The sequence below is a fragment of the Micromonospora sp. NPDC005087 genome (assembly GCF_042872965.1).
In the GTDB taxonomy this organism is placed as follows: domain Bacteria; phylum Actinomycetota; class Actinomycetes; order Mycobacteriales; family Micromonosporaceae; genus Micromonospora.
Genome location: NZ_JBIALB010000016.1, coordinates 22,435 through 45,548, shown reverse-complemented (window position 1 = coordinate 45,548; position 23,114 = coordinate 22,435). Strand labels below are relative to the sequence as shown.

The window sequence follows — 23,114 nt, the reverse complement described above, 5'->3', positions numbered from 1 at the left end:
GTTCGCGTGCCGGCCCCCGTGCGTATCCCCCGCCCGGAGCAGGTAGAAGGGGTGTGGCATGGTTGATGCGTGGTGATTCCGGCTGGCCAGCGTTCAGGTGCCACCGGTTCCGGCGGTCGCCGGGGTCGGGCGAGCACGAGTCAGTTCGGCGCGCTCGGCCTCCATCTCGCCGATCCCCGCGTCGAGGCGTCCGTGCTGGGTCTGCTGGACGGGGTCGAGGTCGAGTTGCGGGCCAGTGTGGCCAGCGCCGACCCGTTCGTCACCGAGGCCGCCCGGCACCTCGTCGAGGCCGGCGGGAAGCGGTTCCGGCCGTTGCTGGTGGCGCTGGGCGCCCAGTTCGGCGACCCCACCAGCCCGCGGGTGGTTCCGGCGGCCGTGGTGATGGAGCTCACCCACCTGGCCACGCTCTACCACGACGACGTGATGGACGAGGCGGCCGTGCGCCGGGGCGCGCCGAGCGCGAACTCCCGCTGGACCAACTCGGTGGCCATCCTGGTCGGTGACTACCTCTTCGCCCGGGCCGCGGACATCGCGGCCGACCTGGGCCCGGAAGCGGTCAGGTTGCAGGCGCGGACCTTCGCCCGACTCGTGCACGGCCAGATCGCGGAGACCGTCGGGCCGCGCGCCGGCGACGACCCGGTCGCGCACTACCTGCACGTGATCGCCGAGAAGACGGGCTCCCTGATCGCCACGTCGGCCCGGTTCGGCGGCATGTTCAGCGGTGCCGCCCCGGAGCACGTGGAAGCCCTCGCCGGTTACGGCGAGACGATCGGCGTCGCCTTCCAGCTCTCCGACGACCTGCTGGACATCGCCTCCGAGTCGGTGCAGTCGGGCAAGACGCCCGGCACGGACCTGCGCGAGGGTGTCCCCACACTGCCGGTGCTCTACGCCCGCGCGGCGGACGACTTCGACGCGTCCTCGGTGCGGCTGCGGGAGATCCTGGCCACCGGCCCGCTGACCGACGACGCGCTGCACGCTGAGGCGCTGGGGCTGCTCCGGGAGAGCCCGGCGCTCAAGCGTGCCCGGGAGACCGTGCGCAGCTACGCCGAGGACGCTCGCGCGCGCCTGGCCCCGCTCCCGGCCGGCCCGTCCCGCCGTGCCCTCGAATCGCTCTGCGACTACATCGCCGACCGCACCAGCTGATCTCCGGCTCCGTTCGCCCCGGCGGCGATGCGGCTCAGCAGGCGGCTGCCGACGAGCATCAGAGCGGCGGCGAGCAGCATGGACACCGCCGCCGTGGTCCACATCGTCGGGTAGCCGAGGTGGGCGGCGAGCGGGCCGAGACTCAGTGGGCCGAGACAGCCGCCCGCGTACACCCCGGTCTGGGTGATCGAGGTGGCGGCGGCCGGGGCCTGCGGGTGGAGCCGGACCACCGCGAAGTTCACCAGACCGGGCCAGGCCCAGCCCAGGCCGAAGCCGAGCACCACGCCGGCCACCAGCGGCACCGTGCCGGTCAACGCGAGCAGGCCCAGCCCACCGGCACCGACCACCAGCATCGCGGCGATGAGCGCGATGTGACCGCCGGTGCGGCGGTCGGCCAACCAGCCGGCACCCACCCGGGCCACCACGCAGACCGCGCTGCCCAGGGTCAGCGTGAGACCGGCGAGGGCCGGTGAGAGCCCCCGGGCGGCCGCTGAGTCCACCAGGAAGGTGCCCAGCGCGTTGGCCGCGGCCGCGGCCAGCGCCGCCGCCACACCGATCACCACCAGCGCCACCGTGGCCCGGCCAGCACGTGTGGCGCCTGCCCGCCGGGCGCGGCCGGGCACGTGCCGGGGTACGGCGGGCAGCGTCGTCAGCGCCGCACCGGCGGCGGCCACGAACGCCCAGCGCCAGCCGGCGGTGAGGGCGATGGTGGGCACCGCCGCGCCGGCCAGCAGGGTGGAGACCGGAATGGCCGCCTGCTTGACGCCGAACGACAGCCCCTGCCGGCGGGTCGGGACGTGCTGCGCCAGCACGGCGTTGCTGGCCAACTGACCGAGGGCGTTCGCGGCGGCGCTGAGCGCCAACAGCCCGACCAGCGCCGCATACGACCGGGCGAACACCGCCACGGCGAGCATCGACGCGGCGGCCAGCACGATGCCACAGCGGGCCACCATTGCCGGCCCGTACCGCTCGACCAGGCGACCGGAGGGCACCGAGGCCAGCGCGCTGACCCCGAAGTAGACGGCCACGGCCAGGCCCAGACCGGCCGGCGAGAACCCGAGGTCCGCGCCCATCTGCACGGCGAGGCCGCCGAGCAGGAAGACGGGCAGCACGCAGGCCACGGTGGTGAGGACAGCACCGGCGCCGGCCCGGATCGGGCGGGTGCGGGCGGTGTCGGGATCGGGGGTGAGGGCGGTGTCGGTCATCGTCCGGCAAACCTACGCGAGTCGCGCTCGGACCACTCCCGGTGACCGCCGGTGCACAAGGCGTGGATGGTGATCTGGCATCCTCGACCCGAACAGGCATTTCGCACCGGGCCTGTTTTTCATATGGTGTAAGTCCCCGGCGGCGGAGGTGGTTGTGCGCGACCCCTTGGCAGAACCTTCGGACCTGATCCGCAGCGTGTCCCGAGCGCTGCGGGTGCTGGAGTCGGTCGGTCGCGCCCCGAAGGGCCTGACCGTCAAGCAGATCGCCCGGCGCTGCGAGCTGACCGTGGCCACTACGTACCACCTGGTCCGCACCCTGGCCTACGAGGGCTACGTGATCCGTCGGGAGGACGGCACGTACATCGTGGGGTTGGAGGTGGCCGACCGCTACCGGGAGCTGGTGACCGCGTTCCGGGGGCCGCCGGCGGTCGGTGAGACGCTGCGGCGGGCCGCCGCGGACACCGGCTACAGCCACTACCTGGGCCGTTTCGTCGGTGGCCAGGTCGCCCTCACGGCGGTCGCCGAGGGCCCCCGGTCGCCCTACCTGGAGGACCTGGTCCCCGGCTTCGACGAGGGGGCGCACGCCACCGCCCTCGGCAAGTCCCTGCTCGCCACCCTCACCGCCGAACAGCGCTTCCGCTACCTGCGGGAGTACGGCATGCGTCCGTTCACCACCGCGACGTTGACCAGCACCGAGACGTTCGAGGCCGACCTGGCCGCCGGCGACCGGCGGGGGATGCAGTTGGAGCTGGGCCAGTTCCGCCAGGGGGTGGCCTGCGCGTCCGTGCTGGTCACGCCGGACAAGGACATGGAACGCCGGGTCGTGCTGGCCTGCGCGCTGCCCGCCAGCGAGATGATGACCTCCGCCCGCGTGGTCCGGGCCAAGCTGCTCACGGTGGCCCGCGCCGTCGCCGACGGCATCGCCGCCGACCACTGACCCGGACGCCGAGAGGCCCTCTCCCCGGCTGGGAGAGGGCCTCTCGTGGCGGTCCAGCGCCGGACCGCCGGAGCAACGTCAGCTGCCCACCGGGCCGCCGTCCAGGCGCCAGGTGACCACCACGCCGGGCTTGGCGTAGTCGCCGTCCGGCCAGTTGGAGGCCGGGTTCTCCACCGAGGCCCCGGTGATCTCACCCGGGTGCTGCACGGCGACGAAGACCGAGCGGTTGTCGCCGGTGATGAACGGGCCGCAGGTCTCCGCGCCGAGCGGCACGGTCAGGAACTGCTTGAGGTGCCCACGCTCCGGGCCCTCCACCGCGGTGGCGAAGAGACCGTCGTTGCTGCCCAGCGCGTTGCCGTCCGTGGAGACCCACAGGTTTCCGGTGGCGTCGAAGGCGATGTTGTCCGGGCAGGAGATCGGGGAGACCCTGGTCTTGTCGTACCCGGCGAAGAACGTCGACGGGTCGGTGGGGTCGCCGCAGACGATCGGCAGCGACCAGGCGAACGTCTCGGCGGTGTTGTCGCCGCGGTCCTCCACCAGCTCCAGGATCTGCCCGTGCTTGTTGGCGTTCCGCGGGTTGGCCTCGTCGGCCTTCGGGCTGCTGCCGACGCCCCGGTTGGTGTTGTTCGTCAACGCCACGTACACCTTGCCGGTGAGCAGGCTCGGCTCGACGTCCTCGGGGCGGTCCATCTTGGTCGCGCCGACCCTGTCGCCGGCGAGCCGGGTGAAGGTGAGAACGTCCGCGGCGGTCATCCCGTCGACGAACGAACGGTTGCCGCTGACCAGCTTGATCCAGCGGCCCCGGCCGTTGAACGCGCCGTCGGCGGGGAGCTTGCCGGAGCCGTCGATCTCGGCCGCGCTGGTCTGGTCCAGCTGCGCCACGTACAGGGTTCCGGACTCCAGCAGCGTCAGGTTGTGCTTGCGGGCAGCCCAGGAGTTGCCCTTCATGAACCTGTTGTCCGAGACGAACTTGTACAGGTAGTCGAACCGCTCGTCGTCGCCCATGTACGCGACCACGTGGCCGTCCCCGGCCACGATCACGTTCGCGCCCTCGTGCTTGAACCGGCCCATCGCGGTGTGCTTGCGCGGGCGGCTCTCCGGGTCGAACGGGTCGATCTCGACGATCCAGCCGAACCGGTGCGCCTCGTTGGGGTGCTTGGCCAGGTCGAAGCGCTCGTCGGCGCGCTCCCATTTGCGGCTGCCGCTGGGGTAGCGGGACGCCGTGCTGATGCCGTAGCGGTCCAGCTTCGGCTTCAGCTCCGCCGGCGCCCCGTCGGCGCCGACGAAGTACTGGTTGAAGTTCTCCTCACCGGAGAGCACGGTGCCCCACGGGGTCACGCCGCCGGCGCAGTTGTTCAGCGTGCCGACAACCGTACGGCCCTTCGGGTCGGCGGCGGTCTTCAGCCAGGCCGAGCCGGCCGCCGGGCCGGTCAGGTCGAACCTGGTGCCGAGCGCGGTGATCCGGCGGTTGTACGGCCGACGGCCGTTGTCGACCGGCTTCCACTGCCCGGTGCCGGCGACCCGCTCGATCTCCAGCACGGACATGCCGTGTGCGGCCATCGCGGTGCGCAGCTGCTCCACCGAGAGCCCGTCCAAACCCGGGAAGCCCGGGAACATGAGGTCCTCGTTGGTGTACTCGTGGTTGACCACGAGCAGCGCCCGGTTGCCGCGCTTGTCCAGCGGCAACACGCCCACGAAGTCGTTGTTGTAGCCGAACTGCCGGGACTGCGCCGCGGCGGTCTGCCGGTGCACGTCGAACTCGGGCGCGCCCGGCACCACCGGGTCACCCCACTTGATGACCACGGCGTGGTCGTACCCGTTCGGCACGACCAGCGTGTCCAACTTGTTCGGCGGGATCGGCTTGAACGTCAGCGCGCCGCTGCCGACACCGGTGCTGGGGCGTCCGAAACCGAACGCCTCCGGGACGTCCGGGATCGCGGGGGCGGCCATGGCGGGCGCCGCGCCGGCCGCCGCACCACCGAAGCCGAGGACCAGCGCGCCGACCGCGCCGGCCCGGACCACGCCGCGCCGTGAGACCTCGGCGTTCACCACATCACCGAAGTACGCGTTGTCGGAGGTGTTCGGGACCGGGTGGTCACAGGCGTTTCCGCAGCGGTAGAGACAGGTCATGGCGTCACGGCTGCCGTGGCGAGTGGCACCCAACAGCGGGAGCAGCCGGGGACGGTCGCTCATGGAAGGAGCCTCCTGGGAAGGTCGGTGGCACGCGGGATCAGTCGATGGCCGGGCGTACCAGCCGGACGCTAGGAGGACGCGGTGAGCGGTCGTCGGCCGCGATGTGAACCAGGCGTGAACACCTCCGCGGGCGCCAACCGCACGTAACCGGTCTGACCTCGGGCTGAACCGATCGGCGTGACCGCACGTATTCACGAGCGGACGCACCGCCCGACGCGCGCCGGGAGTGAGGAGACCGCCATCAGCGACCACGACGCCCAACTGCTGCGCGCGCTGCACGACGAGCACGCGGAGGCGCTGTACGCCCACGCCCTCCGGCTGGTCAACGGGGATCGGCAGCGGGCTGAGGACCTGGTGCAGGAGACGCTGCTGCGGGCCTGGCGGCACCCGGAGTCGCTCGATCCGCGACGCGGCTCGGTGCGGGCCTGGCTCTTCACCACCGCCCGCAACCTCGCCATCGACGCCTGGCGTCGGCGGTCCACCCGGGTCGGTGAGGTGTACACCGACGAGATACCGGAACCGCCGGAGGTGATCGACGAGGCTGAGCGCGCCGTGGAGGCGTGGACCGTCGCCGAGGCGCTGAACCGGCTCAGCCCGACCCACCGTGAGGTCCTGGTCGAGTGCTTCTACCAGGGGCGGTCGGTGGCCGAGGCGGCGTCCCGGCTCGGTGTGCCGCCGGGCACCGTGAAGTCCCGCACCCACTACGCGCTGCGGTCATTACGGTTGGTCCTGGCTGAGATGGGAGTGACGGGATGACCCGGTGCGAGTTCGCGCACGACGACGGCGCGTACGTGCTGGGCGCCCTGGCCCCCGCCGAGCGGGCGGCGTACGAGCGGCACCTTGCCGGCTGTGCCTCCTGCCGGGACGCGGTCGCCGAGATCGCCGTCCTGCCCGGGCTGCTCGGTCGTCTCGACCCGGCGGGTCTGGAGCAGTTCCTGCCGCCACCCGCCCCGCCCCGGGTGCCCGCGCTGATCGAGGAGGCCAGGGCCCGTCGGCGGCGTGAGCGGTGGGCAACCCGCCGGCGGTACGCGCTGACCGGGCTGGTCGCCGCCGCGTTCGCGCTGGTGGTCGGCGTGGGCGCCGCGACGGTGCTGCGTGGCACCCCGGGTTCTCCGGGGAATCCCGGGCCGCAGGTGTCGATGGTCGCCATGCGGCCGGTGGCCGCCGCCGGGCCGGTGCACGCCGAGATCGGGCTGACCGGCACCGACTGGGGCACCGAGGTGACCATGCGCTGCGGGTACGACCCGCGGACCGGCTACGGCAAGGCGTACACCTTCCGGTTGGTGGCGCGTGGGCCCGACGGTGCCACCGAGCAGATCGGCTCCTGGCTGGCCGCGCCGGGCGACGCCCTGCAGTTCACCGGCGCCACCCGGTTCACAGACGCCGAGCTGGTCAGCGTCGAACTTCAACGTGCCGACGGCACCCCGGTCCTGTCCTACGCCGTCCCCTGACCCCGGATCAGGGTGCGGGAACGGGGGTGCGAGGGGTGGCGGCGCGGGCGTGGGCGCGGGTGCGGTGGGACTGGCGGACGGCGTCGGCGGTGAAGACGACGAGGGCGAGCCAGACGAGCGCGAAGCCGGCGAGGCGGGCCGGTGGCATCGGCTCGTGGAAGATCAGCACACCGCAGCCGAGCTGGAGGATAGGCGCCAGGTATTGGATCATGCCGAGGCTGGTCAGCGGCAGCCGGTTGGCGGCCCCGGCGAAGAGCAGCAGTGGGATTGCGGTGGCCGCGCCGGCCAGCACCAGCAGCGCGGTGTGCCCGGCCGAGACCTGCCCGAAGGTCGACTCGGCACGCCGGGTCAGCCAGGCCAGGTAGCCCAGCGCGGGCAGCGCCAGCACCGCCGACTCGACGAAGAGCCCCTCCGCGGCGGGCAGCCCGAGCCGCTTCTTGATCAGGCCGTAGCCGCCGAAGCTGAACGCCAGGGTCAGGGCCAGCCAGGGCAGCCGGCCGTAGTCCACGGCGAGCACCGCGACCGCCGACGCGCCGATGCCCAGCGCCACCCACTGCGCCAGGCGCAGCCGCTCCCGCAGCACCGTCACCCCGAGCAGCACCACCACCAGCGGGTTGATGAAGTAGCCGAGCGCGGTCTCCACCACCCGGTCCGAGTTGACCCCGTAGATGTAGGTGCCCCAGTTGATCGCGATCAGGGCTGCGGCGACGACGATTCCGGCCAGTGCCCAGGGCCGGCGCAGCAACGCCCGCAGGAAGCCGACGTTGCGCAGCGCGGCCAGCAGCAGGGCCACGAAGACCACCGACCAGACGATCCGGTGGGCGAGAATCTCCAGCGGACCGGCCGGTCGCAGCAGCTTGAGGTAGAGCGGGAAGAAGCCCCAGAGCAGGTACGCGCCGAGGCCGTAGAGGTATCCCAGGCGGAGTGACGTCACGCCTTCACCGTAAGGGGTCAAACCGCGCTTTGTTCCTTTCCGGTGACCGGGGTCACCGGTGGACGCCGGTCGAGCTGCATCCATCGCGTGGGCTCGTCCAGGGGAGCGAAACCGACCCGTGCGTACACCTCGTGCGCGTCGTTGGTGCAGAGCAGGATCCGGCGTACGCCCAGCTCGGCCAGGTGGTCGCGGACGCCGGCGGCCAGCCAGCCGCCCAACCCGTGACCCCGGGCGGGGCGGTCCACGTACACGTCGCAGAGCCAGGCGAACGTGGCGCCGTCGGTGACCACCCGGGCCACCGCCACCTGGCGGCCGTCCCCGGGCCGGTAGACGCCGAACGGCAGCGAGCCGGCGAACGCCCGGACGACCGTCTCCCGGTCCCGGCCCAGTGCCCAGTACGCGTCGGTGGACAGCCACCGGTGCAACCGATCCAGATCGAGCCGGGCGGGATCGGTGCTGAGCAGGTGGCCGTCGGAGCGGGTCAGCGAGAACACCGCATGACGCTAGCCGCCAGGGCCGGCCCCCGCGCCGGCCAATTCCCGGACTCTGGTCACCGGACCGCCCGGGCTCCGGCCACGGCCGGGGCCCCGGGCGGTCCGGGTCGATCCTGGTCAGTCCCGGTCGAGGATGGCGCCGAGGATCCAGGTCACGATGCTCACGAAGAGCGCGCCCAGCACGGCGGCAGGCCAGAAGCCGTCCACCGAGAACGGCAGCCCGGCCTGGTCGGCGATCCAGCTGGTGAGCAGGAACAGCAGCCCGTTCACCACCAGCGCGATGAGACCCAGGGTCAGGAGGTAGAAGCCACAACCGACGGTCTTGATGATCGGTTGGAGCACCGCGTTGACCACGCCGAAGATCGCCGCCACCAGGAGCAGCGTGGTGACCGTCTCGACGGTGGAGTTCGACTCCAGAGTGATGCCCGGAATGAGGAGTGTGGCCAGCCAGAAGGCCAGCGCCGTGGTGGCCAGCCGAATCAGCAGCCCTTTCAGAAAACCCATGGCGGGGATCGTGCCACGGACCGGGCAGCGGCGTAACCCGCCGATCGACGATCGGATCGGTTCAGCGTCGCGCGGGCCGTCCGATGAGCTGCGCCTCGATCGGGGTGGGGGAGAGCAGCGCCCAGCGCAGCGCACGCCGGTTCACCACGGCCACCATGTCGTCCCGGATCCGTGTCAACCACTCGGCCGAGCCGCCCAGCCCCAGCGCGGTGCCGGCCAGCGCGGCCTCGGTGGCGTCCAGCGGTTGCAGCACCGCCAGGTCGGCCCGGGTCAGCGCGTCCACGTCCGCCGGGGTCAGCTCGTCCCGGACCACCAGGGTCGCCCGCCAGGGCGGACCCGGCTCGGCGTCGGCCGGCACCGGCCCGGCGTCGACCACCAGCAGCAACGGCCGCAGCGCCGTGCCCACCCCGTCGGCGACCGGCGGACCCGGCGGAATCAGCGGGATCGTCCCGCCCGGCGCGCCCACGCCCCGGACGAACGGCTCCCAGGCGCGGGGGCGTCCGGTCTGGACAACCACCAGGGCGCCCAGCGCCATCGCGCGCAGTGCCACCAACTGGGCGGCACGCACCCCGCCGACCAGCAGCACCCGGGTGCTCTCCGGCCGGAACAGCCGAACGGTGACCGCCCCACCGTGCCGGTTCGTGCCGACCATCATTCCCGCCCCGCCGAGGGTCAGCTCCCAGTCGTCCAGCGCGGGCCGCGACTGCGCACCGGGCGTCGCGAGAGCCAGCGGCAGCGTGCGGGCCAGCCCGGCCAGGTGCGCGCCGTCCAGCCGACTCAGCTCCCCACCAAGGCCGGTCACCAGCCGGTCCAGCGCCTCCGCGGCGGCGGTCAGCTCCGTCGCCGTTCCGGCGGCCAGGCGTACGGTCAGCTCGGTCGGCACCCCCGTCGTGCCGCTGACCGGCGGCGGGCCCGCGCAGAGCGAGACCGTCGTCGCGGTCGCCGGCAGCGCCAGCAGCCGTGGCACCAGCCGGGTCGCGCCCGCACCGTCGGCGCGCGGCCAGCGGCTCAGGCGGAAGGTGGCCTGGAGGAGAGCGCCGGACCGGAGCGCCGGCCAGGACTCCCGCACCGGATGGCCGTCGTGGTGGGCCAGCTCGACCAGGACGCGCAGCGCCGCCGGCACACCGAGCGGCCGGGCGGTCAACGGCCGGAGCCGGCGGACGATCCGGCGTACCGTGCCGGCGAGCACCCGGCGCAGGTCCTCCTCGGACCAGCCGTCCACCCGCAGCACCCGGACCGCGAGCACCGCCCTCTCCCGCCCGGCGAGCCGCCCGTCGGTGAGCTGCCGGTACGACGTGCCGACCGTGCCGCCCGCCGCCGGCACCGGGGCCGGCGTCCCGGCGAGCAGCAGTTGAATCCGCAGCGGCGGCACGTCCGGCCCAACGGGCGGAAGCAGCGCGGACGGTGTGGGGACGGCCCGGGACGCGTCGCCGAGCAGGTCGCCGGAATCGCCGAGCTCCAGCAGCGCCACCATGCCGCCGGTGTCCTCCAGCACCGCGGCCGGCCCGCCGGAGAACTCCGTCGAGCGGACCACGGTGCCGGGGGCGATCAGGCCGAGCAGCTCCGCCGGGCCCGCCGGCCCGGCCAGCGCGCGCCGGCGGGTCAGGTGCCCGGCGGCGATGGCCAGCCATTCGAAGAGCCACCGACCGCGGACCCGGACCCAGGCGGTCGCCACCAGCAGCACCGCCGCCAGCAGGGCCGCGACCGTGACCGGCACGCCCCGGCCCAGGGCGGCGAGGACGAGCGCCACCGCGACCTGCCCGGTGACCAGCTGACCGGCGCGTACCCCGGTGCCCCCGCGCCGACCCACGGAGGCCCAGCGGGCGATCGGCGGCCGGCGGTGGGGGCTGCCCCGCTCGGCGACTCCGGCATCGGTGCCGCTGGACCCGCCCGCCCCGGCCCCCGGCGGGCCAATTCCCTGCCCGATCGCTGGCGCGACAACACCCGGCCCGGGCCCGACCGCAGTCGCCGATTGCGACCCTCCGGTGGTTGTCGCCGGCACCGCGCCTCCTCAGGGAGTGTGGACCGCGCCGGCCGGTCGGCCGCTCCCGCGGCTCGTCACACGCCGCTACGTGGCTGCGGCACATCGTAAGCGACCGATGTCCGTCGTGGTTGTCCACAGGGGAGAGGCGAGGGGTAGCAGAACCGCAACCGGGCCGCTACCGTCAGCCACGAAGTTCGTCGCTGACCCGCGTCCACCGTGCTCGACGACCGGGCCACGCGAGCGGCGCACCCCCAGGGTGGGCGCGTCGACGGCCAGTCACGACCGAGGAAACGAGGTGACGTCCGGGTGTCCCAGACTCAGGCAGAATCCGCGGTGATGCAGCAGACCGCCGCGAAGTTCGAGCAGGTGGATCAGTCGTTGCAGTCCATGCTGACCGGCCTGCTGGCCGAGCTGGAGGTGTTGCAGCAGGCTTGGCGCGGCGCCGGCGGGCGGTCGTTCGAGCAGGTCAAGCAGCAGTGGTCACAGGACCAGGCCGCGCTGCACCGGGCGCTGCGCGAAACCGCCGGAGCGATCCGCACCGCCGGCCGGAAGTACGACGTCTCGGACGACGAGGCGGCCAGCCGGGTGGCCGGCACCAACCGCGGCGGCATCCAGCTGCCGCTCTGACCCCCGCTCGGGAGGGAGATCCGATGGACCACGGTGTGCTGGTCGTCAACTTCGCCGCGCTTCAGCAGGCAGGCGTGGACATCCAGAAGGCGCTGAACACGCGCGACTCGCAGCTCGGCCAGCTCGAACGGGACGCCGCGCCGCTGGTGGCGAGCTGGGCCGGCGAGGCCCGGCAGGCGTATGAGCAGCGCCAGGCGCGGTGGCGGTCCGCCTCGCACGACCTTCAGGCGATGCTGCGCGACATCAGGCTGGCGGTGAACGACTCGGCCGCCGACTATCTGGACACCGAGAAGACGAACACCGGGCTGTTCCAGTGACCTAGATGTGCTGTCCAGGGAGGTTGGTCGAGGCGGGCCGCGAGCGCTGACCGTGTGTGGGTCGGCGCTCCGGCCGCGCCTGATCGGGGAGCGGGGCGGTCGGGTGCGAGGGTCAGGCCGGGTCGGCGGGCCGCCAGCGTCGGCGGGCACCCCGGGGCAGCGTCAGGGCGAGCAGCACCACCGTGACCGCCGTCGTGCCGATCACCGCGCCGACCAGCAGGGCCCGGTCCCGGGCCGTCGCCCGACGAGCCTGGCGCGCGACCAGCGCCGGATCGGCCCGGTCGTCGGCGAGCGCGGCGACCGTCCGAGGGCCGGCCGGTCGCCCGCCACCGGTCTCGGTGACCGCCCGGTACGGGTTCAGCACACCGGCGCCGTACCCGCCGCCCGCCCCGGGTGCCGGATCGGTGGTGGCGACGATCCGCTCCGCCACCTGGGCGGCGGTCAGTTCGGGTCGGTACTGGCGCAGCAGCGCCGCGGTGGCGGCCACGAACGGCGTCGCGTAGCTGGTGCCCTCGACCCGGTGGTGGCCCTGGCCGGGCGCGGCGGTCAGCACCTCGCTGCCCGGTGCCACCAAATCGACATAGGGGCCGGTCTGCGAGAAGCCTGCCCGCCCGCCGTCCGCCCCGATCGCACCCACACCGAGCACCCCGTCGTACGCGGCGGGGAACGGACGCGGGTTCCCGCTGTCGTGCAGGTTGCCGGCGGCGGCCACCAGCACCACGTCCCGGTCGACCGCGTACCGCACGGCGGAGCGGACCTCCGGGTCGTCGACGTACAGCACCACGGAGAGGTTCACCACGTCGGCGTCATGGTCCACGGCCCAGCGGATGGCCCGGGCGAACTCGCGGGCGCTGACCGTACGCCCCGACTCGCGCCCCTGCACCACCTGCTGCTCACTCACCCGCACCGGCAGAATCCGGGCGCCCGGCGCCAGGCCGTGGAAGGCGACGCCGGGTCGTGTGGTGCCGCGGCGATGATGCTCGCCACGCCGGTGCCGTGACCGGCGCAGTCCCTGCGGCCGTCTCCGCCGGAATCGAGGAGGTCGGTGCCGGCCAGCACCCGCCCGACCAGGTGGGGGTGCGCCCGGTCGACCCCGGAGTCGACCACCGCCACCGTCACCCCGGCGCCGGTGGCCAGCGGCGCGAGCCGTGCGGGGTCGTACCGCTGCTGCGGCCAGGGCAGGGCCGTGACCGGCCGTACGGGGGCGAGTGGGGTGGCGCAGGCCGGAGCCGCTCGAAGTGCGGCACCGGCGGCGACGGCCGGGGCGGCCGCGCCGGTCAGCAGGGTGGCCGCCAACCCTGCCAGGACCGGGCGCGCAATCGACCGGGACATCGACGGCCTCCGTATGGTGTCGGCTCCGGGACGGGATGTTATCGCCTCACGGGCGTCCCGGCAGACCGCCGACGGCCAGCCATTGTGATCTTGATACCACCTTGTAGGTTGTACGCGATACCTGTGGCCTGTTCTCGGAAGGAGAGGTGGCCGTGACCGAATGGGAGCCGGCCACGGAGGCCGAGGTGGCGATGCGGGACGCGCTGCGCGCCAACGACCAGGAGCTGTACTTCCGGCTCCTGTCCCGCACCGATCTGCTGTTGCCGGTCTCCGCGCCAGCACCGCCCGGTCAGGCACCCCCCGGCTGGGGCACCTGGACCACCGGTGGCCGGACCCACGTGCTGGCGTTCACCTCCGCCGCCGCGCTGCGGACCTGCCTCGGCGAGCACCCCGGCAGCAACCGGCGCATCCCCTTCACGGAACTCGCGGTCGGCTGGCCCAACCACGAGTGGTGGCTCGCGGTCAACCCAGGGCTGCCCGTCGAGGGATACCTGCCGGCCTGGTTCGTCGCCCAGCTCTCCCGGGGTGACGTCCGGCTGCCCGGCCGCGCCATGGGTGCCCGCGCCCGGCTGGAGCGCGCGGAGACCCTGGCCCGGTCCAGGACGGGTGTGACCGGTCGCGACGTTCCGACCGCCCCGGGATCCACGTCGCCCGGGCCCGACCCGGTGGCGACCCCGCCCGGGCGGCCCGCGCCGACGCGTGGCGCGGTGCCCCGAATGGGCGCTCCGGCGGCCCCCGGCACGTCGTCCCGAACGCCGGGCCCGGGTGAGCTGTCGCGGCGCGGAGAGGACATGCCCGCCGCCGGTCAGCGGTACCCGACCGGCCCGCCCCGACCCGGCGGTCCGGGCGCCGAATCCATACCCACGAGCCGGCCCGCCGCGTCCCGGTTCGCGCCGTTGAAGCCCGCCGACCACCCCGGTGTCGTCCCGGCTGACCAGCCGGCTCCCGGCCCGGCCTGGCCGCCTCCGAGTCGGCCGGGCGCCGACGTCGACGGCCCGGCCGTCGGCAACGGCAGCGCCCAGAGCGGCGGGCGTTCCTTCTTCGAACCTGCGTCCGGCCGGGATCGGGCGGCCGGTCCGACCTCGGGTGGGGGCCGACCCGGCGACCGCGCGGTGCCGCCGTCCCGGTTCGGGCGGGGCAGCCAGCCCTTTCCGCGTCGCCGTCCCGCCGACGCACCGGCCGGCGATGGCGCGACCGTGGCCTTTCCGATGCCGGATCCGGACGCCACCCGGCCGCTGCGGCCGCCAGCCGGTGACCCGGGCGTCTCCAGAGGAGTACGCGCACCGGCGCCGGACGACGAGCCCACCCAGCCCCTGCCGCCCCACCGGCCGGCCCCGCTCGCCGAGGAGCCGACCCGCGCCTTCCGGTCGCCCGGTCGGGCCACCGGCGAGCCGCCGCTGACCCGGCCCGCTCCCTCGGCCGACGAGACGCAGGCGATCCCGCGCGGCCGGCCCGGCGACCCGGGCCGGTTCGAGCCGGTGGAGGAGCTGCCTCCGTCCATCGCGGAACCGGTCTCCGGCCCGCCCGCGCCGCGCCGCGGCTTCACGCCCATCGTCATCGAGGGCACCATCATCGAGTCCCGCGACCTCACCGAACCGGTCGAGGCGAGCAGCGTGGCCGACGCGACCGCGCGGCCAAGCCCGAAGTCCGCCGCCCCGTCGTCGTTCGGCTCGTCCCCTTCCGGCCCGGACTCCGCGGCGTCGCCGTCGTTCGGCCCACCGCCTTCCAGCCCGCCCCCGTTCGGCCCGCGTCCGTACGGCCCGGTGCCCTCCGGTCCGCGTCCGTTCGACCCGGCGGAGGCCGGTTCGGGCGTGGGTGGTCCGGGTGAGGGTGGTCCGGCGGACGCGGCGCTGGGTGGTGTGCGCGTCGACGACCCGGTCGGTGTCCGTCCGGGCGGGGTGGATCCCGCCGACCTCGGCGGAACACCCGTCGGCATGAACGGCACGGATCGGGCCGGCCGCGACGTCGGCGGCGAGCAGGTCGGCCCGGACCTCGGCAGCCAACCGCCGCGACCTCACGTGGAGAGCGGTCCGGAGTCGGCGCGGCCCGACGCCGACGACATCGGGCACCGCCCGGTCCCGGTCGGCGACGGGCAGCCCGCGCCGGCGGAGGCCTCGGCCCCGGTCGAGTTCCTGCCCGCCAACACGGTGGAGGAGGACCTGCTCGGCGCTGCCGGCGCCGGCAGCACGGATACCTTCCTGTCCACCCTGCTGCTGGCCCGCGTGCTCCTGCCGGCGGCACCGGACTCGGTGCGCGGCAGCCGTCCGGGCGACCCGGGTTTCGTATGGCGTACCGGGCAGTTGGACGGCGAGACGTACGTCGTGGTCTACACGTCCCCGGAGCGTCTCGCCGACCACGTTGACGGTGATGTCGACATCGTCCGGGTGAAGTTCGCCCAGCTGATCCGGCGCTGGCCGGACGAGGACTGGTCGTTCGCCGTCAACCCCGGCACCCCGGTCGGTGCGAAGCTGCCCGGCGAGCAGATCGTCGCGCTGGCGAACTGGGCCGCGGAGGTGGGGCTCGGCGACGACCTGGAGGTGGACCCGGAGGAGCAGCCGGTCGAGGCGGAGCCCGCAGCCCGCCCCCGGTACGCCCCGGCGGCGGTCGACCCCGCCCGGCCGACCGTGATGCAGAAGGCGATCGCACCGAGCCAGCTCGCGTACTACCTGGATCGGGGGTACGACCGGGTCTCCGGCTTCGTGCACCGGGCCGGGGAGCTGGCGCACCTGACCACGCCGGCCCAGTTGTACGACGCGCTGGGCCTCAGCTACCCGGGCTCGCCGTTCGCGCGGGACGCCGAGGAGATCTACGTGCTGCGCTGGCCGGCGCACCGGCCGAGCCTCTACCGGATTCCGTACGGGGGTCAGAACGAGCCGGCGATGCGGGCGATGGAGGGCTGGGTCATTGAGCGTTCGCCGTTCCGAGGCAACGGCTTCGCGCCGGGCGAGAGCAGCGACGTGGTGGCCGAGTTCAAGGTGGACAGCGCTCGGCTGCCGTACGGCGCGCAACTCTGGCGGGTCGGCGCGGACGGCACCGAACGGGTGGTCGCGGTGCTCGACACGGACGCGGTGCTGTGGCGACGGGTCGGTGAGGCATGATGCGGGACGGCTACGTGGCCCGTTGGCAGGGCCGGGAATACCAGGCCAGCCCGGACGGCGATGACATCCGGCTCTACCAGCCGGAGCCGGGTGAGGGCTTCGAGGAGGTCCGCGCCGGCCGGTACGTGCGGGTGCTGCCGGCGAGCGAGATCGACGACCTGGCGTACGTGCGGACCACCTGCACCTGGCAGGGGCAGCCGTTCATCGTGCTCGGCGAACACGACGCCTGGCTGCGTGTGGAATACACCGGTGGCCGCTGGCCGGTGGCCGAGGCGATGCGGCTGGAGGTGTTCGACTTCGGCGTCTACCAGGGCTGGGCGCCGGCCGCCGAGGTCACCGACCTGCGGGAGCAGAGGGTCTGACCGGTCAGGACTTGGCCCAACGCAGGATCTCGCCGAGCACCAGCTCCGGTGCCTCCAGGTGCGGGAAGTGCCCGACCCCGTCGAGCAGTCGCCACTCGTACGGCGCCACGACGTACCGACCGGAGCCCAGGGCGGTACGTGGCAGGGCGGCGACATCCAACGCGCCGTGCAGCTGGAGCGTCGGAGTGACCAGCGGCTTCTGCATGAGGCGGACGAACCGGTAGCCGTGCAGGCGCAGCAGCGAGCGGAACGCCCAGCGGTATCCCTCCAGTGCGCAGAACGCGGCCTGCGGGATGCGCATCGCCTCCCGGCAACGCTCGGCGTACGCCTCGAAGTCCGGCCCGGCCACCCAACGTGGTCCGCCCCACCGGTGCAGGATCTCCTCCACGGCGGCCGCGCCGTCCCGGGTCAGCACGTGCTCGTAGCGGGGGAGTTGGAACTTCAGCGCCGGGGTGGAGGCGGCGAACTGGCCGCGCGGGTCGGCGAAGATGGCGGCGCGCAGCCGCAGCGGGTGTGGTGCGCCGAGTACCACCAGCCGGCGAACCAACGACGGGTGGAATGAGGCCACCGTCCAGGCGACCATGCCGCCGACGCCGCTGCCGACCAGGGTCGCCGACCGCTCGCCGAGCGCGCGGATCAGCCCGGCCATGTCGGCGGCGAGGGTGTAGCCGTCGTACCCCCGGGGTGGCTTGTCGCTGGCGCCGTAGCCGCGCAGGTCCACCGCGACCGCGCGGAAGCCGGCGTCGGCGACCGCCGGCAGCATCTGGTGCCACGCCCACCAGTGCTCCGGAAAGCCGTGCAGGAACAGCACCATTGGCCCGGTCCCGGCCTCGACCACGTGGAAACGGGTGCCGTTGGCGCCGACGAAGCGGTGCGTCCACGGCCCCTCGGTGAGGACACAGGACTCGTCGACGGCTCCGCCGCGCTGGTCGGTCATGGCAGACAGCCTAGGACTCGGTCGCCTTCGACGGCCCTGGTGGTCGCCTTGAACAGGGGGAAGCCCGGGTTGTCCCCTACCGACACGAGTGGCCGGGGGCGGGTCAACGAGTGATGATGCTGGCGCGTGCGGCAGGTCACCCAAAGGGCGACGCCCGGGCAGGTGACCTGCCCGGGCGTCGCTGGTTGGTGCGGGATCAGTGTCAGCTGATCCGGATCTTCATCGAGGTGCCGTCCTGCTCCAGAACCTTGATCTTGGTTCCGGTGGCGGGGAGCTTGACGCCGTGGTTCGGCAGCTCCGCGTACCAGTACTTCTGGGTGTCGTCGAACTGCGGCTCCGCGGCCTGACCGCGGATGTACTGCGCCTGGCTGTTCAGGTGCAGCGTGAACGAGTCCGCCTTCTTCAGGCTGAACGGCGCGTCGTAGACCTGGACGCGGGCCCGCCACGCGGCCCCGGTCAGGTTGTAGATCGGCCGCGGGTGCGCGTCGATGATCATGTTCCGACCCTCACCCGGGTGCGCGAACGTGTCGTTGTCCGCGAACCGCAGGTTCCAGTAGGAGATCAGCAGACCCTCCTGGTACGCGTAGTGGTCCACCCAGTCGGGCCGGGTGTTCGCGTAGCCGAAGAAGTACGGGCCGGTCTTCAGGTACTTGTCGTACGAGGTGTACGACCGGGTGCCCGCGATGTAGTAGTTGTCGAACTCGCGGGTGTAGGTGGCCGCGACGACCTCGAAGCCACCGGCGAGGGCCCAGCCGGCCGCGCCGGTCTCGGCGCCGTCGGAGAGCACGGTCTGGCCGTCAGCGGTCACGGTGATGGCGTCACCGTAGAAGCCACCCTCGGACACACCGCCGTCGGTCTGGTAGCGCAGCCGGAACTGCGCGACCTTGCCCGCCGCCACGTTCATCGGGATGTTGATGTCGACCCACTGGCCGTTGCTGCTGCCGTCCAGCGCGTACCGCCCGGCGGAGATCTCCTGCAGCGGCTGGCCGTTGGCGGTGCCGGGCAGCGTCGTCCAGGTCTGGCCCCCGTCGAGGGATGCCTCGAAGAACATGTAGTCGAACCCGGCCTCGATGCTGTAGCGGCCCTTCATGGACAGCGAGGCCGACGACTTCCCGGTGAAGTCCAGCGTCCGGGTCATCGAGCTGTTGAGGTCATCCTCGTTGCCGGAGAAGAACTGCTGGGTCCCCTCGAACGGCGCGCCGTTCTCGAAGGTGTACTCACGATCCGGCAGGACGACCACGACGCCCTGAGCCTCCGGCGAGTTGTACTCCTGCGGGCCGAGCGTCAGCGTGCGCTTCTGCCCCGCGACGACCGTCTCGTGGTCGAGCCAGCCGAGCTGGAGCTTGTTCCACGCACCGAGGTCGCCGCCGCGCTCGCCGATGCCGTCGTCGTTCTTGGCACCGAGCCGGCTCTGGGCCATCAGGGTCCAGTGCTCGTTGTTGTTGTCCCCACCACTGACGACGTTGTAGTCGTCCGGCAGACCGAGGTCGTGGCCGAACTCGTGGTAGAAGACGCTACGGCCGCCGTTCTCCGGCTGGATCGTGTAGTCGCCGATCCAGACGCCGGTGTTGCCGATCTGGGTGCCGCCGGCCGGGAAGTTGACCGGACCGGTGTTGCCCTGGTCGGAGGCGAAGGCGTACCAGCGGTGGCTCCAGACGGCGTCCTCACCCTGGTGCGGGTCACCGTCGGCCTCGTCACCGCCGGAGTGGACGATCTGGAAGTGGTCGATGTAGCCGTCCGACTCGTTGAAGTTGCCGTCGGAGTCGAAGTCGTACCGGTCCCACTCGTCCATCGACTTGACGTCGGCGGCGATCTGGGCGTCGGTGCGACCCGAGGCCTTCTGGTCGGCGACCCACTGGTTGGCGGCGTCCCGGACCAGGGCCCAGGTGTTGGTGCAGACGTTCGAGGCGCACGGGTAGCCGCCGGAACGACCGTAGCGGGCCTCGTTGTACCGGACCTTGACCCAGTCGGTGACCTCACCGTCGACGCTGTAGCGACCCGAGGACTGGGCCTCGTAGTACTGCTTCAGCGACTCGTCACCTGGGTTGGTGCCGAAGTACACCTGCCGGTAGTGGTCCGCGTTGAAGTCCGGCTGCCAGACGGTGGAGTTGTCCACCGCCCGGTTGGGAGCCGGGATCTCGTTGTGGAGCGGCCCATCGAAGCGGGTCGGACCAGCGGTGTTCGGGTCAGTGTCCTGATCCGGGTAACTCGGGTGCCGCTCGTTGCCGAACTCGGCGAGGATCACGAAGATCTTGTCGGTCCGCTCCCGGGAGAGCTCGACGTACTGATCCTTCGTCTTGGCCGCACCCGCCTTGGCCGCGCGGGCGGTGACCCCGTCGGCCTGGGTCTTGCCTACCTTGACGACCGTGCTGCCGTTGACCTTCTCCGCCTTGGACTTGCCGGACAGGACCTCGCTGAGGCCCTCCTGGCGCAGCGCGCGCCGCTTGTCCTCCAACGGGTTCGGCAGGTCGTGGTCCGCATAGGCGGGCTCGGCGACCGACGGAGCGGCCGTCGGCAACTTCGGCTGCGGCGCGGCACTGGCGGACGGTCCGAACGCCAGGCCTGTCGCCGTCAGTGAGAGCCCGAGCAGACCCACTGCGACTTTGCGCACGTGGTACCTCCGGTGTGAGGGAACCCGGCCCAAACAGGGGTACGGGCCGGTGATAGATCGATCCCACTAGTGGGACCAATGGTGAACATAGACACTGCCGGGACGGGTGGGAAGACGGGCGCGTCGATTTATTGCAAGATTTTGTTGGGAATGCTTTTCACCGTCACACCCCTGCGCTTCATCAGCGACGCTGACCAGCATGGATCGGCCGAAGGCGCTTTTAGTGACGTATTTCGATCAATGCGATCGGGCATACGACAGTGGGGCCGGCGGCGTCTCCGCCACCGGCCCCACCCACCCACCTGAAGATCAGTTTCTGATCCGCACGACCATCTCATCGGTCGGCTTCTTACCCTGCTTGACGATCTCGATCTGAGTGCCGCTGCCGGCCACCTTCACCGAGTTCTGCTCGTTGCCCGCCGTCCAGTAGCGGTTCACCGCGCTGTCGTCGAAGACCGGGTTGGCCTTCAGCTTCGGCAGGGTGACCGGCACTCCGTTGAGGTGGAAGGTCTGGGCGGGCTTGTCGTACCGGCTGAACGTCGCGTCGAAGCCGTTACGGCGGTTGGTGATGGTGCCCTGGCCCTTGACCGTGATCGCGCCCGGGCGGACGTCGACCGGCAGGTCCAGGCCGTACCCCGGGTGCTCCGAGGTGTTGTTGTCGCCGTACGCGTAGTTCACGTACCAGACCAGCATGCCGGGCTGGTTCGCGTACCGCTCCACCCAGTTCGGCCGGGTGTTGGTGAAGCCGTAGTTGTACCCACCGGTCCGCAGGGCGTCGTCGTACCCGAAGTAGGTCCGGTTCTCCGCGATGTAGAAGCGGGGGTACGAGTCGGTCACCGAGCCGCCCATCCGGGTGAAGCCCCGGGCGGTCCACTCGGCGGCCAGCGTCTCGGCGTCGTCGGTCCACGCCGCCGTGCCGTTCTTGACCAGCGAAATGTTGTCCAGGAACACGCCGGCCAGGTGCTTGCCGCCGTCGCTCTGGTAGCGGTAGCGCAACTGGATGGCCTTTCCGGCGTACGCCGCGAGGTCGTAGTCCAGGTCCACCCACTTGCCGCCGGACGACCCGTCGAGACCGGTCTCCCCGACGTCATTGAGCGGGCTGCTCAGCGACGCCCAGGTGGCGCCGTTGTCGGTCGACACCTCGGCGTAGAAGAAGTCGTAGTCTTCCTCGGTGTCGTACCAGGCCTTGGCGTTGATCGAGGCCGAGCTGGCGCCGGTCAGGTCGAGTTGGCGGGTCAGGCTGTTGTTCAGGTTGTCCGCGCTGCCGCCCCACCACTCGTTCGACCCACCGAACGGCGTGTTGTAGGTGCTGGTCTGCTCCTGCGGCGGCAGGTTGACGACGACCGCCTGGGCCTTCGGCCCATCGCTGTCACCGGCCGGCCCGAGCGTCACCTGGGAGGTGCCCTTGCCGTACTCCACCGTGGAGTGGTTCAGCCAGCCGAGGAAGAGCTTCGACCACGGGTCCATGTAGCCCGGGGTCGTCCCGATGTCGTCCTTGCCGTGGCTCAGCCACGAACCGGAGGACATCAGGCTCCAGAACCCCACGCCGTTGTCGCCGCCGGCCGTGTCGTACAGGTCCGGCAGGCCGAGGTCGTGGCCGTACTCGTGGGCGAACACGCCCAGGCCGCCGTTCTCCGGCTCCGTGGTGTAGTCGCGGATCCAGAGGCCGGTGTCGCCGATCTGCACGCCACCAGCCAGGTTGCCGGCCGGCCCGGCCTTGCCCATGAGGTCGGTGAAGGCACCCCAGCGGTGCGACCAGATGGCGTCCTCGCCCTCGGCGCCACCGCCGGCCTCCTCGCCCTCACCGGCGTGCACCGCCTGGAAGTGGTCGATGTAGCCGTCGGGCTCGTTGAAGTCGCCGTCGCCGTCGAAGTCGTACCTGTCCCAGATGTCGAACTGGGAGAGGTACTCCTTGATCTGGGCCGGGGTCTTGCCGGCCTTGACCTGGGCGTCGTACCAGGACGTGGCGCTGTCCTTGACGAAGTTCCACGAGCCGTCGCTCTCGGGGATGGCGTTGGAGCCGTACCGCGCCTCGTTGAACGGCACGGTGACCCAGTCGCTGACGTCGCCGCCGACGGTGTAGCGGCCGCCGGACTGCTTCAGGTAGAAGTCCCGCATCGACTCGCCGCTACTACCGTAGAACATGTCCAGGTAGTGCTGGCGGTCGTAGTTCGACGACCACGAGGTGCTGTTGTCGTCGGTGGTACCGCCGTCCCAGTTCCGGTCCGGCTCCTGGATTTGGCCGACCACCGGGCCGGCTGCCCCGCCGGTGCGCGGGTCGGTCTTGTCGCCGAAGTTCACCAGCATGGTGAAGATCGGGTCGACCTTCGGCGGCTGCTGGTACTCGACGAACCGGTCCTTGATCTTGATGACCTTCGAGCCGTTGCGGGTTTCCAGCTTGGCCTTGCCGGAGAGCAGGTCGGCGATGGCCTGCTTGCGGATCTCCCGCTGCTGATCCGCCTTCGGGTCGGGGAGGTTGTCCCGGCCGTGCTCCGCCTTGTCGGATGAGGGGGTCGGGTTCGCCGCCGGGGCGCCGGAGGCCGGCGTCGCCACGACTCCCGCCGCCAGCAGCGCGGCCGTGGCGGTGGCCAGACCGGCTGTGACTCGTCTCCTCAAAGGTCTCCTCCTTTGTGGACCTGTGTTACATGACAGTGAACGTCGAAGCAATCACTGTCATGATGTGCGCCACACACCTTTACAGAGAGTCCGGCCGGTTGTCACGAGTCGATCAAGCGGGCCGAAGGTGGTTTTGGAGGGTTCTGGGGCGACAAATCATGACCAGATAGTCGTGGCCTCAGGCAACTATTTACATCACGGTTCTATCAAGATCATCAATTCTGCACGGGATTATGAGGTTCCCGATCTCCAGCGCCCGAGCCGACGAGAACGTCACGCCGTGCGGTGGGACCGAATGCGGAACGGCCCGCCCGGAGCGTGGTGCTCCGAGCGGGCCGCCCGTTGATCCGTCGGACGACAGACCTGTTG

The 23,114-nt window shown here is 72.1% G+C and carries 17 protein-coding genes and 1 pseudogene; 8 read left to right on the top strand and 10 right to left on the bottom strand.

Features of this window, described 5'->3' with window-relative positions; translation table 11 throughout:
• Window positions 1–69: 69 nt before the first annotated feature.
• Window positions 70–1,143 (top strand): polyprenyl synthetase family protein, encoded by a 1,074-nt coding sequence (locus ACFYPS_RS28690; RefSeq protein WP_354967333.1) that lies wholly within the window; start codon window positions 70–72, stop codon window positions 1,141–1,143.
• Here the strand turns inward: ACFYPS_RS28690 and ACFYPS_RS28685 are convergent.
• Window positions 1,119–2,348 (bottom strand): MFS transporter, encoded by a 1,230-nt coding sequence (locus ACFYPS_RS28685; RefSeq protein ID WP_354967334.1) that lies wholly within the window; start codon window positions 2,346–2,348, stop codon window positions 1,119–1,121. The genes ACFYPS_RS28690 and ACFYPS_RS28685 overlap by 25 nt on opposite strands.
• A gap of 154 nt (window positions 2,349–2,502) precedes the next feature.
• Here ACFYPS_RS28685 and ACFYPS_RS28680 point away from each other — a divergent pair, with 154 nt between their 5' ends.
• On the top strand, window positions 2,503–3,285 hold the full coding sequence (locus ACFYPS_RS28680; RefSeq protein WP_354967335.1) for an IclR family transcriptional regulator C-terminal domain-containing protein: 783 nt from the start codon (window positions 2,503–2,505) through the stop codon (window positions 3,283–3,285).
• A gap of 78 nt (window positions 3,286–3,363) precedes the next feature.
• Here the strand turns inward: ACFYPS_RS28680 and ACFYPS_RS28675 are convergent, their stop codons facing one another.
• Complete coding sequence (locus tag ACFYPS_RS28675; protein WP_354967336.1) at window positions 3,364–5,478, bottom strand: PhoX family phosphatase; 2,115 nt, start codon at window positions 5,476–5,478, stop codon at window positions 3,364–3,366.
• Window positions 5,479–5,718: 240 nt separating this feature from the next.
• Here ACFYPS_RS28675 and ACFYPS_RS28670 point away from each other — a divergent pair, with 240 nt between their 5' ends.
• Both ACFYPS_RS28670 and ACFYPS_RS28665 read left to right on the top strand, forming a co-directional pair.
• Window positions 5,719–6,234: a sigma-70 family RNA polymerase sigma factor gene (locus ACFYPS_RS28670; protein ID WP_354967368.1), complete on the top strand. Its 516-nt coding sequence runs from the start codon at window positions 5,719–5,721 to the stop codon at window positions 6,232–6,234.
• Window positions 6,231–6,929, top strand: a complete 699-nt coding sequence (locus tag ACFYPS_RS28665; RefSeq protein ID WP_354967337.1) for a zf-HC2 domain-containing protein — start codon at window positions 6,231–6,233, stop codon at window positions 6,927–6,929. The genes ACFYPS_RS28670 and ACFYPS_RS28665 overlap by 4 nt, the downstream gene beginning before the upstream one ends.
• Window positions 6,930–6,936: 7 nt before the next feature.
• Here ACFYPS_RS28665 and rarD read toward each other — a convergent pair whose 3' ends face one another.
• The 4 genes from rarD to eccE form a co-directional block, all read right to left on the bottom strand.
• Window positions 6,937–7,863, bottom strand: coding sequence for an EamA family transporter RarD (rarD, locus tag ACFYPS_RS28660; protein WP_354967338.1), 927 nt, complete (start codon window positions 7,861–7,863; stop codon window positions 6,937–6,939).
• 17 nt (window positions 7,864–7,880) lie between these two features.
• A complete protein-coding gene (locus tag ACFYPS_RS28655) occupies window positions 7,881–8,357 on the bottom strand; it encodes a GNAT family N-acetyltransferase (protein WP_354967339.1) in 477 nt (158 codons plus the stop codon).
• A gap of 117 nt (window positions 8,358–8,474) precedes the next feature.
• On the bottom strand, window positions 8,475–8,861 hold the full coding sequence (locus ACFYPS_RS28650) for a phage holin family protein (RefSeq protein WP_354967340.1): 387 nt from the start codon (window positions 8,859–8,861) through the stop codon (window positions 8,475–8,477).
• Between the two features lie 61 nt (window positions 8,862–8,922).
• Window positions 8,923–10,863: a type VII secretion protein EccE gene (gene eccE, locus ACFYPS_RS28645; protein ID WP_387328444.1), complete on the bottom strand. Its 1,941-nt coding sequence runs from the start codon at window positions 10,861–10,863 to the stop codon at window positions 8,923–8,925.
• A gap of 288 nt (window positions 10,864–11,151) precedes the next feature.
• Here eccE and ACFYPS_RS28640 point away from each other — a divergent pair, with 288 nt between their 5' ends.
• Entirely contained in the window at window positions 11,152–11,472 is a 321-nt protein-coding gene (locus ACFYPS_RS28640; protein WP_354967342.1) for a WXG100 family type VII secretion target, read from the top strand.
• A 23-nt stretch (window positions 11,473–11,495) separates the two neighbouring features.
• Window positions 11,496–11,789, top strand: a complete 294-nt coding sequence (locus ACFYPS_RS28635) for a WXG100 family type VII secretion target (RefSeq protein ID WP_354967343.1) — start codon at window positions 11,496–11,498, stop codon at window positions 11,787–11,789.
• 112 nt (window positions 11,790–11,901) lie between these two features.
• On the opposite strand, the pseudogene mycP reads toward ACFYPS_RS28635, so the two are convergent.
• Window positions 11,902–13,121, bottom strand: a pseudogene (gene mycP, locus ACFYPS_RS28630) (type VII secretion-associated serine protease mycosin).
• A 152-nt stretch (window positions 13,122–13,273) separates the two neighbouring features.
• Between mycP and ACFYPS_RS28625 the strand changes: the two are divergent.
• Window positions 13,274–16,219, top strand: coding sequence for an SseB family protein (locus ACFYPS_RS28625; protein WP_387328439.1), 2,946 nt, complete (start codon window positions 13,274–13,276; stop codon window positions 16,217–16,219).
• Window positions 16,216–16,581, top strand: a complete 366-nt coding sequence (locus ACFYPS_RS28620) for a hypothetical protein (RefSeq protein WP_354967345.1) — start codon at window positions 16,216–16,218, stop codon at window positions 16,579–16,581. The genes ACFYPS_RS28625 and ACFYPS_RS28620 overlap by 4 nt, the downstream gene beginning before the upstream one ends.
• 4 nt (window positions 16,582–16,585) lie before the next feature.
• Here ACFYPS_RS28620 and ACFYPS_RS28615 read toward each other — a convergent pair whose 3' ends face one another.
• From ACFYPS_RS28615 to ACFYPS_RS28605, 3 genes are all read right to left on the bottom strand, one after another.
• The gene (locus ACFYPS_RS28615) at window positions 16,586–17,518 is read right to left on the bottom strand and encodes an alpha/beta hydrolase (RefSeq protein ID WP_354967346.1); all 933 of its coding nucleotides are present in this window, start codon (window positions 17,516–17,518) and stop codon (window positions 16,586–16,588) included.
• 202 nt (window positions 17,519–17,720) lie between these two features.
• On the bottom strand, window positions 17,721–20,114 hold the full coding sequence (locus ACFYPS_RS28610) for an immune inhibitor A domain-containing protein (RefSeq protein WP_354967369.1): 2,394 nt from the start codon (window positions 20,112–20,114) through the stop codon (window positions 17,721–17,723).
• A gap of 324 nt (window positions 20,115–20,438) precedes the next feature.
• Window positions 20,439–22,745 carry an immune inhibitor A domain-containing protein gene (locus ACFYPS_RS28605; protein WP_354967347.1) on the bottom strand — a complete coding sequence of 769 codons (2,307 nt, stop codon included), beginning with the start codon at window positions 22,743–22,745 and terminating at the stop codon, window positions 20,439–20,441.
• Window positions 22,746–23,114 lie beyond the last annotated feature (369 nt).

Excerpts from the sequence above, each read along its gene's own strand:
- ACFYPS_RS28665 (WP_354967337.1), top strand. The coding sequence starts at position 6,231 with ATGACCCGGTGCGAGTTCGCGCACGACGACGGCGCGTACGTGCTGGGC.
- ACFYPS_RS28675 (WP_354967336.1), bottom strand. The coding sequence starts at position 5,478 with ATGAGCGACCGTCCCCGGCTGCTCCCGCTGTTGGGTGCCACTCGCCAC.
- ACFYPS_RS28650 (WP_354967340.1), bottom strand. The coding sequence starts at position 8,861 with ATGGGTTTTCTGAAAGGGCTGCTGATTCGGCTGGCCACCACGGCGCTG.
- ACFYPS_RS28685 (WP_354967334.1), bottom strand. The coding sequence starts at position 2,348 with ATGACCGACACCGCCCTCACCCCCGATCCCGACACCGCCCGCACCCGC.
- ACFYPS_RS28615 (WP_354967346.1), bottom strand. The coding sequence starts at position 17,518 with ATGACCGACCAGCGCGGCGGAGCCGTCGACGAGTCCTGTGTCCTCACC.
- ACFYPS_RS28635 (WP_354967343.1), top strand. The coding sequence starts at position 11,496 with ATGGACCACGGTGTGCTGGTCGTCAACTTCGCCGCGCTTCAGCAGGCA.
- ACFYPS_RS28620 (WP_354967345.1), top strand. The coding sequence starts at position 16,216 with ATGATGCGGGACGGCTACGTGGCCCGTTGGCAGGGCCGGGAATACCAG.